The 15541-nt window shown below is 64.0% G+C and carries 10 protein-coding genes; 1 reads left to right on the forward strand and 9 read right to left on the reverse strand.

Going from position 1 to position 15541, the window contains the following annotated elements:
• Nucleotides 1–158: 158 nt before the first annotated feature.
• From L4X63_RS21665 to L4X63_RS21700, 8 genes are all read right to left on the reverse strand, one after another.
• A complete protein-coding gene (locus tag L4X63_RS21665) occupies nt 159–776 on the reverse strand; it encodes a response regulator (RefSeq protein ID WP_250680755.1) in 618 nt (205 codons plus the stop codon).
• Nucleotides 767–2332, reverse strand: a complete 1566-nt coding sequence (locus L4X63_RS21670; protein ID WP_250680756.1) for a PAS domain-containing sensor histidine kinase — start codon at nt 2330–2332, stop codon at nt 767–769. The genes L4X63_RS21665 and L4X63_RS21670 overlap by 10 nt, the downstream gene beginning before the upstream one ends.
• A 316-nt stretch (nt 2333–2648) precedes the next feature.
• The gene (locus L4X63_RS21675; RefSeq protein ID WP_250680757.1) at nt 2649–3056 is read right to left on the reverse strand and encodes a bacteriohemerythrin; all 408 of its coding nucleotides are present in this window, start codon (nt 3054–3056) and stop codon (nt 2649–2651) included.
• Nucleotides 3057–3280: 224 nt separating this feature from the next.
• Nucleotides 3281–7513, reverse strand: a complete 4233-nt coding sequence (locus L4X63_RS21680; RefSeq protein ID WP_350339209.1) for a beta strand repeat-containing protein — start codon at nt 7511–7513, stop codon at nt 3281–3283.
• Between the two features lie 447 nt (nt 7514–7960).
• Complete coding sequence (locus L4X63_RS21685; RefSeq protein ID WP_250680758.1) at nt 7961–9580, reverse strand: methyl-accepting chemotaxis protein; 1620 nt, start codon at nt 9578–9580, stop codon at nt 7961–7963.
• A 235-nt stretch (nt 9581–9815) separates the two neighbouring features.
• On the reverse strand, nt 9816–10172 hold the full coding sequence (locus tag L4X63_RS21690; protein ID WP_250680759.1) for a hypothetical protein: 357 nt from the start codon (nt 10170–10172) through the stop codon (nt 9816–9818).
• Between the two features lie 11 nt (nt 10173–10183).
• On the reverse strand, nt 10184–10342 hold the full coding sequence (locus tag L4X63_RS23795) for a type IV pilin protein (protein ID WP_502799935.1): 159 nt from the start codon (nt 10340–10342) through the stop codon (nt 10184–10186).
• 373 nt (nt 10343–10715) lie between these two features.
• Nucleotides 10716–11765, reverse strand: coding sequence for an exosortase/archaeosortase family protein (locus tag L4X63_RS21700; protein ID WP_250680760.1), 1050 nt, complete (start codon nt 11763–11765; stop codon nt 10716–10718).
• Nucleotides 11766–12256: 491 nt separating this feature from the next.
• Between L4X63_RS21700 and L4X63_RS21705 the strand changes: the two genes are divergently transcribed.
• Nucleotides 12257–14827: a PAS domain-containing protein gene (locus L4X63_RS21705; RefSeq protein ID WP_250680761.1), complete on the forward strand. Its 2571-nt coding sequence runs from the start codon at nt 12257–12259 to the stop codon at nt 14825–14827.
• Here the strand turns inward: L4X63_RS21705 and L4X63_RS21710 are convergent.
• Nucleotides 14806–15345 (reverse strand): hypothetical protein, encoded by a 540-nt coding sequence (locus L4X63_RS21710; protein WP_250680762.1) that lies wholly within the window; start codon nt 15343–15345, stop codon nt 14806–14808. The two genes, L4X63_RS21705 and L4X63_RS21710, sit on opposite strands and share 22 nt — an antisense overlap.
• Nucleotides 15346–15541 lie beyond the last annotated feature (196 nt).

The raw sequence follows: 15541 nt of genomic DNA on the forward strand, positions 1-15541 counted from the left end.
GTAGCTGGACGAGCCTAGTTAACTTGTACAAAAATCGGCCGGAGGATTCTGTCGGGAAAGTTTGATTTCTCGGCAATGTTTCGGCCCGGGCGGCATTAGCCGCAAGAAAGAGGGATGGGAGCCGGCCGGAGGGCGAACCGCGGCGGGGCGCATCTCGCTCATTCAGCCGCGGTCACTCCGTGCTGGAGGGCGAACTTGATCAGCGAGGCCATGTTGGGCACCCGGAGCTTCTCCATGATCCGGCTGCGGTACGTCTCCACGGTCTTGGCGGAAAGCGAGAGGGTAGTGGCGATGGTGGCGCTCGATTTCCCCTCGGCGACCAGTTGCAGCACCTCGCGCTCGCGCTGGCTGAGGCTCTCCAGCGGACTGGCCTCCCGGGCGACCGGCACCTCGGAACCGTAGTAGCGGCGCCCCCTCCCGACCGCCCGCACCGCGGTGAGGAGCTCCTCCCCGGCGGACTCCTTGAGCAGATAGCCGCGGGCGCCGGCCTGGAGCGCGCGGTGGACGTGCTCGGAGGTGTGGTGCATGGTGAGGATGAGGACGTAGGTGGAGGGGAGCTGCCGGGAGATGATCGAGGCGGCCTCGATGCCGTTGAGCCCCGGCATGGCGATGTCCATCACCACGACGTCGGGTTTTAAGTCCATCGCTTCCCTGACCGCGGAGCGGCCGTCGGCGGCCATGCCGACCACCTTGAGGTCCTCCTGGGCGTCCAGGATCATCCGGAGGCCGTCCCGCACCACGGCGTGGTCGTCGGCCAAAAGCAGCGTTATCGGCATGCACTCTCCTCCAGCTCGACGGTCACCGAGCACCCCTCGCCGGGAAACGCTTCCATGCGGAAACGCCCGCCGATGGTCATGGCCCGTTCTCTCATGATGGTGGTCCCCCACCCGCCCCCTTCCCTCTTGGGGGGAGCCGCCAGCGAGAATCCCTTGCCGTCGTCCACCACCGAAAGCGTGAGCATCCCCTTTTCGCACCCTAAGGTGACCGTGACCATCCCCGCCTCCGCGTGCTTGGCGGCGTTGGTGAGCGCCTCCTGGGCGATGCGGAAAAGCGCAGTCTCGCACTCCTGGGTAAGGCGCGGGAAGGGGTCGGCACAGAGTACCGAGATGGGAACCCCGCTCTTCTCCGAAAAGAACTCGGCGTACCAGGTGAGGGCGACCTTCAGGCCGTAGTCGTCGAGGACCGGCGGTCTCAGGTTCACCATCATGGTGCGCAGGGTGCGGGTGAGATTCTTGAGGAGGAGGGTGGCGTCGTCCAGTCGGCTTCCCAGCATCCTGCGGGAATCCTCCGGGAGCATCTCCTTCATGAGCGCCCAGTGGAGCCCCAGGGTGGTGAGATCCCTCCCCATCTCGTCGTGGATCTCGGCGGCGAGCTTTTTCCTGGTATCCTCGTCGATCTCCACGAGCCGCCGCGAAAGGTTCCGGAGCGAGCTCTCCATCCGTTTGCGGTCGGTAATGTCGCGCCCTACCCCCTGGGTTTCCACCAGCCTTCCCTCCCCGTCGAAGATCCCCCGGTTGACGAACTGCATCCAGCGGACCTCGCCGCTCCCCGCGTAGACCCGGTTCTCTACCGTCACCACCGGGTTTCCGGGAGACAGGGCGCTCAGGCGCTCCAGCACCATGGGGAGGTCCTCCGGGTAGGCGTCCGGCATCCAGGGATGCCCTTCCAGCTCCTCGCGGGACTTGCCGAAGAAACGGCAGAAGGTCTCGTTGACGAAGGTGTAGGTTCCGTCCGGGAGGTAACGGCTGATGACCTCGGTCTGGTCCTCGACCACCTTCCGGTAGCGCTCCTCGCTCGCCTGGAGCGCCTCGGCGACCGCCCTGCGCCGGCCGATCTCCTCCACCAGGAGCTCGTTCAGCTTCTCCAGCTCGCTCGTACGCGCCGCCACGTGCCACTCCAGGGCCGTCTCGCGCTGGCGGTACTCCCGCTCCTTCTCCACGTCGCCGCTGATGTCCTTGAGCAGGTGGAGCGAGGCGGCCATCCTCCCGTTGCCGTCGAGGATCGGGATGCTGACGATCAGAAAGGTCCCCCCCAGCCGCTCCAGGGTCCTCTCGCACCGGTGCTCACGCCCGTCCGCGAGGGTGCGCTGGTGAGGACAATCCTCCGGAGCATACTGCGGGCCGTGGAGAAGCTCGCGGCAGAGCGCTCCCCGGAAATCCCCGGGATCTCCGCCAAGACGCCGGGCCAGGACACGGTTGACCATGACGATGCGGGATTGGTTGTCGATGATGGCGACGGGATCGGGGAGGGTATCGACCACCCCTTCCCACCCGACACCGGGAAGCGGGTCGTTCCCGCTCCCCGGGTTGCGGCCGGCAGGCTGGACGCCCATCCTTTCCCCCTGGAAACTGCTTGGAATCAACTTGACGCGGCGCGGAAGTCTCAGACTTATTCTGATGAGCTAAGATTCTGTCTGTGATGAAGTGGGCATATGCCTTACAATAAATCTACCGGCAGAGCAACAGTATTGTCAAATTCGGATTTATGAATCAATAACGGGAAGGAAGGTGCGGCACAGTTCGAGCCGGGGAGATGAGAGAGACGTATCGGGCGGGAAAGGGTAATGAAAACGGCAAGAAAGAAGGGAAACGGGGCGGCCTCGATTCAGGTAGAGACCGCCCCGTTCGTCATACAGAAATTAGGAAAAATCAGCAGAGCCCGTGAGAGTTGAAAAGCCGGGAATAGCTGGAGTCGGTGCCGAGGATGTGGTTTTGCAGCCAGTCCTTGAGGAAGGAGAGTACCTCCAGGGTCAGGATGAAACCGTCCTCGTCCGCGCGGTTCTTGAGGTCGAGAGCCTTGGTGGTGAAGTCGTCGTGCTCGAGCTTGTGGGTCGGGTACTCGGGGTAATTGAAGCGCCGCATGTAGCGCTCTTCGGTGGAGAAGTGGATGGTCGCGTAGTCGACCATCTCGTAGATAATCTTCTTCTGGACCTCGCGCCCCTTGTTGGCCAGCATGGCGTCGTGGAGGGTATTGACCATGCCGAGAAGCACCTTGTGCTGGTCGTCGAGCTCCTTCACCTTCACCGAAAACGAGTCCTGCCATTGCATGTACGCCATGAAACCTCCTTCACACAATCGATAACAGGGTGCGCCGGGGGCACCGCAAAACAAACCTTAACGTGAGGGACAACGGGGGGATATTACCGTCCTTACAGATCAATTTCAACGGTTTTATCGATATCCCCGCAAAATCGGTCCCCTTCCCGTCCCCCCGCCACCGGCAAGAGCCGCCGCCCCCCTCCGGATAGCAGTGCCTCCGGAGGGATCCCCTTTTCCCTCCCTCACCGCGTCCTGATCTCTACGATACTGAGGTTGTACCGGTCGCCGGTTGGCGCCGTGTCGTTGATGGTCACCGTGCTCCCGGCCAGCGGCGTCGCCGCCGACTGGCTCTGCACCCAATAGGTGTCTCCGGTCCCGTTGGACAGGAACTGATGCACCATCGTCTGGTTGGCTCCCACCGTGCGGCCGATGGCCGCGCTCCAGTCGTTCCCGGTGCCGAACACCCACGAATTGGCCCTGGTGGTCACGAGCGAAGCCGTCGGCGCCCCCGACAGTGAATTTCCGCTCCCTACCGCCCCGATCGCCGAGGCCCCGCTGGCGGTTCCGGTGAAGGAAAGCACGGTCAACGACCCGGAGGAGACGTTTCTGCTCAGGGAGGCGGTGACCGTCCCGCTCAGCGTGGAGGGGGCATACGCCCACCAGATCTCCGCCGTCCCCCGCTGCCCGTTGGTGATCACCGCGCGGCTCCAGGTGAGCGGCGTCCCGCTGTTGGTTATCCCGGTGACCGAGGTGTTGGTCCCGGTGGCAGGAGCACTCGCCGTGACGAAGGCGACCAGGAGCTCGTTGGCCGCGTGGGTGGTCAGGGTCGGGGTCGCCAGGCTTCGCACCGTGCCGGGGGCATCGGTGGAGACCGAAGCATCAATGGCCAGCGGCGGCACCAGCGATACCGTCAGGTTCAGGGTCGCCGCCGCGGAGCCCTGGGCGCTGTCGGTAACCTGGATGGCGACCGCGAAGGTCCCGGCGGCGGACGGCGTCCCGCCGATCGATCCGCCGCTGGTCATGGAAAGCCCGGGAGGAAGCCCGGCCGCCGTCCAGCTGTAGGGGGGCGAGCCGCCGGTGGCGGCCATCGCCTGCCCCGGATAGGGGACCCCCACGGTCCCGGTGGCGAGTGAGGCAGTGGTGATGGAGAGCGGCAGCGGCCCGGCGGGGACCCGGATCTCCACCAGGCTCAGGTTGTACATGTCGGTGGAGGGGGCCGTGTCGTTGAGGGTCACCGCGGTCCCCGCGCTGGGGGTGGCCGCCGACTGGCTCTGTACCCAGTAGGTATCGCCGGTGGCGGTGGAGAGGTACTGGTGGACGAGCGACTGGCCGGGGCCGACGGTCCTGGCGACCGCCGCGCTCCAGTCGTTGCCGGTTCCGAAGACCCAGGAGTTGGCCCGGGTGGTGGTGAGCGTGGCGGCGGGTGCCCCCGAGGAAGCGCTGCCGCTCCCCACCGCCCCGATGGCATCGGCACCGGCCGCCGCCCCGGTGAAGGTCATCACGGTGAGCGAGCGCGAGGAGACGCTCTGGTTGAGGGTGGCGGTAACCGTCCCGCTCAAAGCGCCGGTCGCATAGGCCCACCAGATCTCGGCGGTCCCGCGCTGGGCGTTGGTGACCACCGCCCGGCTCCAGGTCAACGCCCCGCCGGTATTGGAGACGCCGGTCACCGTGGCGTTGGTGCCGGTGGTGGGGCCGGAGGCGGAGACGAAGGCGACCAGGAGCTCGTTGGCCGCCGCGGTGGTCACCGTCGGCGAGGTAATCGCGCTCCCCGCGGCGGCGGTATCGGTGGAGACGCGGACATCCACCGCGAGCCCCGAATTGGAGGCGACGGTGAGGCTGTAGCTCTGGGTCGCCGACGCCTGGCTGGCATCCACCACCCGCACCGTGAAACTGCTGGTCCCCGCCGCGGTCGGGGTCCCGGAGACCGTCCCGCTCCCGGCGTCGATAGCGAGTCCGGGAGGGAGGGTCCCGGCGCTGATCGACCAGCTGTAGGGGGGCTTTCCCCCGGCGGCGTTGATCGCCTGGCTGTAGGGGGTTCCCACGCTGCCGCCTGGAAGGGCCCCCGTGGTGATGGCCAGGGCGGGGGCCGCGGTGGCGAGGGGGCGGATCTCCACTAGGCTCAGGTTGAACATGTCCGCGGTCGGCGAGGTGTCGTTGATGGTCACCGCGGTCCCGGAGGCCGGGGTGAGGCCGGTCTGGTCCTGCACCCAGTAGGTGTCCGCAGTGGTGGAGGAGACGAACTGATGGATGAGCGCCTGGCCGCTTCCGGGCGTGCGTGCGGTTGCCGAGGTCCAGTCGTTGCCGGTCCCGAACACCCAGGAGTTGTTCCGGGTGGTGGTCAGGGTGGCGGTGGGGGCTCCCGCCGAGAGGCTGTTGCCGGCGGTGGCCCCCGGCAGGTCGGCGCCAATGAAGGTGAGCACGGTGAGCGAGCGCGACGAGACGCTCTGGCTCAAGGTGGCGGTGACGGTGCCGGTCAGCGGAGCGGAGGCGTAGGCCCACCAGATCTCGGCGGTTCCCTGCTGGGCATTGGTGGTCACCGCCCGGTTCCAGGTCAGGGCGCCGCCGGTATTGGCTATCCCCTGCACGAAGGTGTTAGCGCCCGTCCCCGGCGAGCTCGCCCCGACGAAGGCAACCAGAAGCTCGTTTCCCGAGGAGGTGGCGACCGTGGGCGACGTGATGGTGGCCCCCGCGGTGGCCGCATCGGTGGAGACGTTGACGTCGATGGCGAGCGTCGGGGCGACGGCGTAGATGCCGATGCTGAGGTTCCTGGAGGCGCTCGCCAAGGCGGCATCCTGCACCGTGACGGTGAAGGTGGAGGTCCCGGCCGCGGCCGGCGTTCCGGATATCACCCCGGTGGTGGGGTTGAGGGTCAGTCCGGCGGGAAGAGTTCCGGCGCTCACCGACCAGCTGTAGGGAGTCTGCCCTCCCCCCGCGGCCACCGCCTGGCTGTACCCCTCCCCTACCACCCCCGCCACAAGATAGCTCGAGGTGACGGTGAGTCCCAAAAGCCCGTAGGCGTGCAGCTGGTTGGAGAAGGTCGCCAGGTAGACCTTGCCGTTGGCGACCGTGGGCGGGGAGAACTTGGCGTAGTTCCCGACGTCGTCGCGCGCGGCGTTGAGCTTGCTGTTCCAGAGCTCGGCCGAGAGGTTCCCGGCGTCGAGGGCGCGCAGGATCCCCGGGACCGTCTGCTGGTTGGGGTCCTGCTGGTAGGCCGCCGAGGCCCAGACGATCCCGCTCCCCGCCAGGCTGCCGTTGGCCGAAAGCGACAGCGGCACCGAGTTGGAGCTCCCCCCGAACTCGGTCATGGTGCTCTGGGAGACCGGGGTCGTCTGCAGCGCGCTCCCGGTAAACCGGTACTGCTTGAGGTAGTCGTTGGGCCCCCAGACGTAGAGCGACGGCCCGCTGCCCGGGCTGTTCCAGTAGATCGTCCCCCCCATGAAGATCGATCCCGACGGTACCGCCTGGAACTCCTGGACGTCGTTGTTGGTGGTCGAGCTGAACTTCCCGAGGTTGAGGGTGTCGATGAGCCGCATCACGCCGTCTTTCCCCATGCAGGCCATGAGGTTGCTTCCGGGGATCAGCATCGGGCCACCGGAGCCGAGGTCGGCGTCATTGGCACTGAGGGTCGCCTGGTTGAAGGGGGTGAAGTAGTCGGCCACCGAGAGCCCGGAGGCGGTGGAGAGCTTCAGGACGCTGTCCCCGTAGTCGCTCCCCCCGGTGTTGGCGTCGAAGGTCCCGTTGCCGGTCATGAGGTAGATATTGCCGGCGGCGTCGGCGGCGAGTCCCTTCCCCGCCTGCCAGATGGCCCCCTGGCTCCCGTTGGGGGTGACGTTGAAGACGCTCGTCTGCTGCAGCGTCCCGGCGTTGTAGGCGAGTACCCAGCCGTGGTAGGGAGAGATGTCCCCTACCGAGCCGAAGCCGAGGTAGACGGTGCCGTTCAAAAGGAGCAGTCCCGGGCGGTTCAGGTGGTGCAGCGGGTCGAGGGTGACCACGCCGCCCGAGCTCCCGTCCCCGCTCCCCCTGACCTGGGCGGTGATCTCCACCGGGCCGCCGAACTTCTCCCCACCCGAGGCGGCGTCGAGGGCGTGGAGCCGGAAGTGATAGGTGCCGGTGGCGGTGTCCTTCGTCTTGGCCACCACGTAGATGGTGCCGGTGGCGGGATCGATGACCGGGGTGGCGAGGATCCCGATCTCGGGGGTGATGTCGAGGTAGGAGGAGCTGATGTCGGTGGCGGGGACCGGGGTGCCGAGATTGACCTGCCAAAGCGGGGAGGATGAGGCCGGGTCGTCGGCGTCGAAGGCGTAGACGCTGTTGTGCATGGTGGCCGCGAAGACCACGTTGCGGGAGGTACCCTGGATGGTGACGTTGGGGAGGTAGAGCGGCTGGGCGTAGATCTGTCCGTCAACCGAGCGCGAGAACAGTTTCCCGAAGGTGCTCACACTCACATTGGCGGTGGTGAGGACCGTTTCGCTCACATTCTGTCCGGTCCTGGCGGCATCGTTGTGTTGGGTGAGGACACTGACAGCGGACGACGAAGCAGGAAAAGAGAGCAAACAGAGCAGGGTCGCGGTGTGAATGGTGACAGCAAGACTTGCTATGCATGACTTCCTCATGGATCCCCCCGGTCTCACCATGGCTCGCGTGTGGACGGGGCGAAAGAATTAATGACAATGGGCATTACAGGATCAGACCGAAAACCATCAACCCCGCTACTCAATTGGGCGATGAACGATGCAATTGGCATTCCGCCGGGAAGTCGCTGAATTCATTGCGAGGGGAGAGTGGGAAGTGCGTGGAAAGTGTAAAGCTCACCGACTGTGTCGGCCTGGATGGCGACGGTTATCCCATTCCCACCCCTCCCCGAAGGGAGGGATAGGCAGGTGCCGATCGGGATGTGGGTAATGGAGGATGGTGCCAAGCACCTAGAGCCGGAAGGAACCGACCAGTTCCTGCAGCTCGCCGGACTGCCGGGCCAGCATCCCGGCCGCCCTCGAGGTCTCCTGGGCGCCGCTGGCCGTCCCCTGCACCACCTCGGAGACCTGCTGGACGTTGTTGGTGATCTCGCCGGTGGTGGCGGTCTGCTCCTCGGCGGCGGTGGCGATCTGGTTGATCTGCATGGTAAGGTCGTGGACCTGTTCGAGGATCCGCTCCAGCGCCTGTCCGGAGCGTTTCGACGACTCCGCTCCCCGCTCGGCCTCCTCGACCCCCTCCTCCATGGAACGGACCGCCTCCCTGGTCTCGCGCTGGATAGCGAGGATCATCTCCCCGATCTCCCGGGTCGCCTTGGTGGTCCTCTCCGCCAGCGCCCGCACCTCGTCGGCGACCACGGCGAACCCTCTCCCCTGCTCGCCCGCCCGGGCGGCCTCGATGGCGGCATTGAGCGCCAGCAGGTTGGTCTGGTCCGCGATGTCCTCGATGGTCCCGATGATCTCACCGATCTGATCGGAGCGCTCACCCAGGGTGCCCACCACGTCCGCAGAGTGTTTCACCCGCTCGGCGATCCTGGTCATCCCGCTGACCGTTTCCTGCACGACCTGCGCCCCTTGGGTGGCCATCTCGGTGGTGGAGCGGGAGGCTTCGGCAGCCATGCTGCAGTTGCGGGCGATGTCCTCGCTGGTGGCCGCCATCTCCTCGCTTGCGGTGGCCACCGAACCGGTCTGGGCGGCCACCTGGTGGGCCGCGGTGGCGATGTGATCGGCGGTGGCATTCAGCTGGGTCGAGGCCGATGCGATGCTTGCCGAGATGGTGACCGTGCTCTGGACGAGCCGCCGGAGGTTCTCGATCATGTTCTTCATCGACGCCATGAGCATCCCCGTCTCGTCCCCGGAGGTCACCGGGATCTCCTCGGTGAGGTCGCCGGTGGCGAGGCGGTCGGCGATCTCCACGCAGCGCCCGAGCGGGCGGGTGACCGAACGGGAGATGACCAGGCTGAGGAGGATCGAGGCGGCCAGGATCGCCAACCCCACCAGGCACAGGACGATCTCGGACAACCGCAGCGCCTTCGCGGCCTCCAGCTCGGACTTCTTGCAGAAATCGTCGCTCATCTTCACCAGCCGGTCGACCTGCTGGCGGTGCTGGCGGTAGCTCTCCTTGAGGGTGGTCCTCAAGAGCCGCTCGCTGGTGGCGGTGTCGTCCGCTAAAAGGGCCGGGAAAAACTTGTTGAGAGCCACCTCGTAGAAGGAGACCGCCGGGTTGTAGACGTCCTCCATCATCACCTTCTTCATTTCCCCTTCCGGAAGATCCTTCTTCCAGTGGTCGTGGCTTTCGTCGAACTCCTTCTTGAGCCTTTTGAAATCCTCGAACAGCCGCTGCCTTTCGGCGGCGTCACCCGCCTGGGCGAGCTGGAGATCCAGGTAGGACTCCAGGATGTACGACGGCGGCGGAAGAATGTCGGCGGCCAGATCCTTCCCCATGACGATCTGCCGGTAAATCGGCCCGTTCACCTTCACCTTTCCGATGATGCCCATGGCCAGGGCGAAAACGATCAGCAGCCCCCCTACCGTCACCCCGAGATTGATCTTCATTCGGGTTGTAATTTTCATATGTTCTCCTCCGGATAGTTCCGCTCACAGGTTGGGACAGGTATATGCGCTTATGGTCTGTTCGGAGAGGGCGGCGAAAACTTGAGTCAGGAAAAGCGAGGCAAAGCCTGCCGTGACGGCGGATTTTTACTGAGGGGGGTGGTGCAGCCCGCGGCCTGCGGCGGCGAAGAGAAGGGAGAAAACGGGGGAAGAGCCGGGAGCGCTCCCCTCGGCGGAGAGGAAAGCGCGGTGCTTGCTACCTTTTGTAATAGACCTTTCCGCTGGCGGTGACCGTAGCTCCCAGCGAAGGATCGATGACGTCGATGGCGGGGGTGTCCCCGGTCTGCGGCACGATGCCGCTACCCATCTGCTGGTAGTAGACGGCATCCATCCCGCTGGTGGTGACGAAATACTTTTCGCCTTCCCGGTGTTTGGTCCCGATGCTGTAGTAGTCGTGGCCGTCCGTCCCGCTGTAGTTGAGGGTGACCCCATTGGACGCGGTGAAGCCGACGCCGGCGGGAACGCCCTGTATTTGGAGCCCCACGGCGGCAAAGGTGCAGACGGCGGTGCCTGCCAGGAGAAGTCCGAGCGATATCGTTGCCTTCTTGCCCATCTCAATCCCTCCTACGGGTACTGCAGGTGATCGGAGTGGTACACCGACAGGGCCATCTTGAAGTTGGTCAGATCGGCCAGTGCCGCACTGTCGTAAACGGTCTTCTTGTACGAGGCGTACTTAGGAATGGCAATGGAAACCAGAATGGCTATGATTGCGACAACTATCAAGACTTCAATCAGGGTAAACCCCTTCTGCCCCAATACCAGTGACGACATTTCCCCCTCCTTAAAACCAGCCCCGGATTCCTTCCACTGATTGGCGATCCAGCGAGAGATAAAATATCCCTCAAACGGGGATCATGCCGTCAAAACTGTTACACAGAGATAACATAATATCGCATATAGCATCCATTTATCACTAAGTAAATAAAAGTTATTCTCAGGAGCGGTGGTAAAGAAGCAAACCGGCGTGGAGCAGCTCCGGCGAGAGAGAGTGGGGCAGGAGTGGGAAACGAGGGGGGGTGAGAGAGGGGCCGTGATTGAGAGAGTGGAATCGGGTCGTGGTTGAGAGAGGGGGCGTGATTGAGAGAGTGGAATCGGCTTAGAGTTCGCTTTTCCGCGGCCGGGCCGTTTGTGCTGCGGCCGGCTCGGAAGCGGTATCGGCGCTGACCCGGGTGACGATCCAGTACACCGCCATCGGGAGGGAAAGATGGACGATGCTCCCGATGGAAAGGAAGCCGACCGCCGCGCTTTTCCCGGCCGTGACGGCGAAGCCGCAATCGATGGCGATGAAGGTGGCACCCATCGCCATCATGCTGACGAGCCCCATCAGGGTCAGCACGGCGACGTTCCATCCTCCCCTCTTCTGCAGGGGCGCCATCAGCCCCAGGTAGGCGGCGATGTTGACCTCTTCGGTCATCGTGTGGAGGCTGAACCGCCTGCCGGCATGGACGTACTCCATGGCATCCCCGCTGCGAACGATCTGTCCCCCGTGGTCATCGTACAGGAAGCCGTAGATGAAGGTTCCTGCCCGCGCCATGAGGTCGCCGTAAGCGTCATGAACCAGGTGAAAGAGGCCGTAGACCCCAGCCGACACCGCGACCGCCAGGACGATCCCCCTCACCGCCTTGGACGAAGGGAGCAGACGGCCGTTCAGCCAAAGGGTCCAAAGTCCGAAGACGAAGAGGGCGAAGGCAACCACCCAGAGGTAATCGTGGGCGAATTCGAAGGCCCTCCGGGAACCGGTGCCGACCAAACCCGATACGACCAGGCGAACGGCATTGGCCAGTACGATAATGGGGACCGCCACCGCGACGCCCAAAAGCCGGTAGGAGAGACGGTGACGGCGATAGAGAAGGATGGCGATGGAGAGAAAGGCCAGGTAGTCGATGGCGGTACACTGGCGGATGATCCTCATGGAGAAGCCGTTGACGGTGAGGATGTCCCCGTCGCTCAGCATCGCCAGGCCGCAGAGGGCACCGACCCCCTTGGCGGCGGCGATGGTGACGTCCCGCAGCCCCGTCCAGATCGGCTCCGGCAGGTACAGCATGAAAGCGGCAGCCATGATCGCGCAGGCCATGAAGGAAAGCGCGAACACCAGTCCCGGCTGTCCTTCTTGCCCCTCTTGATCTACAGCCGCCAGCAATTTCATTGAACTATCCCTCCTCCGTGGCCGGCGTGAAGAACAAGCCGGCCGCCGCTCCGGAACCTGCGTCATTCGGCTTGTTGTGACCTGATTAAGAAAAGCGCTCTATCAGTAACTATGCCAAGCCTAACGGCCGGCGTATCTCAGTAATTTAAGCCTGTTACACATAACAATATTTTATGCTTCAGCAAGTATCACGCGAAAAGGCTTAGCCTCGCCGCTATATAGCGTCAACAGCTTGAATATATTGCAACAGATTTTTAAAATACTGTTAGCAACATGCAAAAGCATGTCAACCAGTATGGCACCAAGGCGGGCACCTCCCGGCTGTGAGAGGCCTAGGCATCCCGGTTGATCCATTGGCCATTTTTAGTTGAATTCACTTAATCGTTTTGCTATTCTGCCGCCACTTTCCGTGCCAATACAGCACCGATGATTGCAGGGCACAACCTGCCCTTACCTGGGATGACTCCGGCCGTTCCGATCGGGGAATCAAGATGCCTGCCACGCATGCCGTCTCCAGTCAGCTACGTTTGGTGAACGCTGCCCTCTTTCCGCTCACCACGCTCCTCCTAACCGTCCTTTGCGCCGTCGTCACCACAGCCAACATCATGCAGGGGCTCCCGCTCCCCCTCAACCTGGCGGTTTTGGCCTACGGCGCGGCGATCTTCTGGATGCACCAGGAGTCGCGCAAGGGACGCATCCGGGTACTTTCGTTCTACCTCGCCACCCTGGCCGTATTGGACACCAGCTGGTTCTTCAACGCGGGGTCCCAGGGCAGCGTGGCGTACTTCTTCTTCGCCGCCGGCCTCATCCCCATCATCTTCTTCGAGGGTGCCACCCAGGTTTCCCTCTTCCTGCTGGTGCCCGCCAACGGCTGCGTCCTGCTCGCCATCGAGGCCTACTCACCCGAGAAGATCGTCCCCTATCCCACCGCGGCGGCGCGGCTGCTCGACCTCTCCACCGGCTTCATCTTCAGCACGCTCACCGCGGGAGCCTTCGTCTGGGCCGTCCTTCTCGTCCTCAAAAAGGAACTGGCCGAAAGAGTCACTGCCGAGGAGGCTCTTGTCCAAAGCGAGGAGCGCTACCGTGCCCTGGCGACGGTAACCTCCAAGGTGCTCTACCGGATGAGTCCGGACTGGAGCGAGATGTACTACCTCAACGGCAACCGTTTCCTGACCGGCACCGAATCCCCCCGCACCGGCTGGATGGAAACCTACATACCTCCCTGCGACCGCGACCTGCTGGCCGCCGCCATCAGGGAAACCGTCGAGCAGGCCCGCCCCTTCCATCTCGAGCACCGGGTCTTCCGGATCGACGGTACCGAGGGATGGGTATCCTCGCGCGCCGTTCCGCTGTTCGACGAAAACGGGGATATCGTCGAGTGGGTAGGCGGGGCCTCCGACATAACGGATCGCAAGGAACACGAGGAAAGGATCCGGCGGCAGAACACCCTCCTGATGGGAATCGACCGCATCCTCAGGGCCTCCTTCACCGCCAGCGAAACCGAACTGTGCAAGCTTTGCCTGGAGGTCGCGGAGAAGGTGACCGCAAGCAGCTACGGGTTCATCGGCGAGATTGTGAAAGGTGGCGTGCTGGCCAATTTGGAGATCAGCCAGCGGGCAATCGAAGAGTGCGGAGGGGCTTCACCTTTCGACCCGCAAAACCCTCTTTTCCCGGTCCGCGGCCTCTTCGGGCACGCACTCGGTCAGAGCGAGGCATTTTTTACCAACTCTCCCTCCACCCACGCGGCATTCAGTGGTCTTCCCGGCGGGCACCCTCCGGTTGCCGCCTTCCTGGGGGTTCCGGTCAGGGACGGCGAGCGGATCATCGGAGTCATCGCCCTGGCCAAGCGGGAGGGGGGATACGACGAACAGGACCTGGAGACCATGAACGCCCTCTCCGCCGTAGCCGGCGAAGCTTTCACCAGGAAGCGGGCCGAGGATTCCCTGCGCGAAAGCCAGCTGCGCCTGATGCTGGCTCTGGACGGCGGGAAGATGGGGTTGTGCGAATTCGACCTGGAAAGCCGCGAGGCCACCTGGAGTCCCCTGGAGTACGAGCTCATGGGGCTGCCGGTGGGCGATGGGCACCCCTCGGTGGAGACCTTCTTCAGCCGCGTTCACCCCGAGGACCTTGACCTGCTGAGATCGTCCATCAGATCGGCCTTGAAGCAGTGCCGCAACTGGGAACACGAGTTCCGGATACTTTTACCGGGCGGGGAGGTCCGGTGGCTGATGGGGGCCGGCCATGTACTGATGAACGCCGAGGGGAAGGCGGTCAAGATGGTCGGGGTCAACTACGACATCACCGAGCGCAAGCTGATCGAGCAGGAGCTAAGACTGACCCACGACACCCTCGAGCACCGGGTCCTGGAGCGGACCGTCGAGCTGCGCGCCCTCAACCGGGAGCTGGAATCCTTCTGCTACTCGGTAACCCACGAGCTGGGGGCACCTTTGCGCGGCATGAACTGTTTCGCGAACATCCTTCTCGAGGAACACCGGGACAAGCTGGACCAGGATGGGGTGGAGCACCTGGTGAGGATCAGCTCGGCGGCGGGGAGGATGGGCTCCCTCATCGAGGACCTCTTGAAGCTTTCCCGGGTGACCCGCCGGAAGCTCGTCCGCGAAAACGTCTCCTTGAGCGACGTCGCGTCCCGGGTCGCCGGCGAACTGAGCGGCCAGGCCCCCGAGCGGGAGGTGGAGATCACCGTCCCCGCGGGGATCGAAGGGGAATGGGACCCGGCCTTAGCCGAGCTCGCCCTCCAGAATCTGCTGGGAAACGCCTGGAAGTACACCCGCAAGACCGCGACCCCGAAAATCGAATTCGGCTGTCTTTCCGGCCACTTCCCGGTCGTCTACTACGTGCGGGACAACGGGATCGGGTTCGACATGACCTACGCGGACAAGATATTCCTCCCCTTCGAGAGGCTGCACCGGACCGGAGAGTACGAGGGGACCGGCATCGGGCTCGCCACCGTGCAGCGGGTGATCACCATGCACGGCGGAAAGATCTGGGCCGAGGCCGAACCGGGCCAGGGAGCCACCTTCTACTTCACCGGGGGATGCTGATCCTCGTTTCCCTCCTTTGGTTGCACGACGACGAGCACCACCTCAGCCGGTGACGAAGGCTTGGGAGCCGGCATCGTATAATTCCCCTTTTGCAGATCGATCTCTTTGCCGTCCGCCGTCCTGACGGTCACCGCGATTCCTTTCGGGATCCTGGTACGCTCCGGTTGTATCTCCAGGGTCAGCGGCGTCCCGGCGGGGAGGCTGGAGGTGATCTTCAGCCGCCATTCCTGGCGGGGAGCCAGCGCCCTGATATCGCCCCGCATCTCGCGCAGGGACGGTTTCCAGCCGGGATGGAGCACCACCGCGCTAATGTAGGGCTCCCCCATGTCCGCGTTGAGGTTCCCCGGCGAGACCGTGTCGTAGGCGTTGTCGTACCCGTCGGTCGCCTTGGGATGCTCCCCGATCACCACGTAATCGTAAAGCGCCCCGCTGGAAACCCGCACGCTGGCGGTCACCGGCTGGTAACCCATGGCGGGCGCCAAGGCGAGGGTCATCATAATGAGGGCTGTCGGTAACATCCGGTTCGTCTCCCTTGGCTGTCAGTGTACCGGGCAAGAGGGTTTACATTTTCCGTGCCCACTCCGGCGCGGAAAAAGTGACAGTAAAATCGATGACTTGATTTGTGGCAAGGGTGAGAGGATTCCCTCTGCTGCGTTAAATGACCGCTAACGCGCGGTGAAAACACCCCACTGATTTTAGAAGGGGGAGAGGGTT

The organism is Geomonas sp. Red32, from assembly GCF_023652955.1.
In the GTDB taxonomy this organism is placed as follows: domain Bacteria; phylum Desulfobacterota; class Desulfuromonadia; order Geobacterales; family Geobacteraceae; genus Geomonas.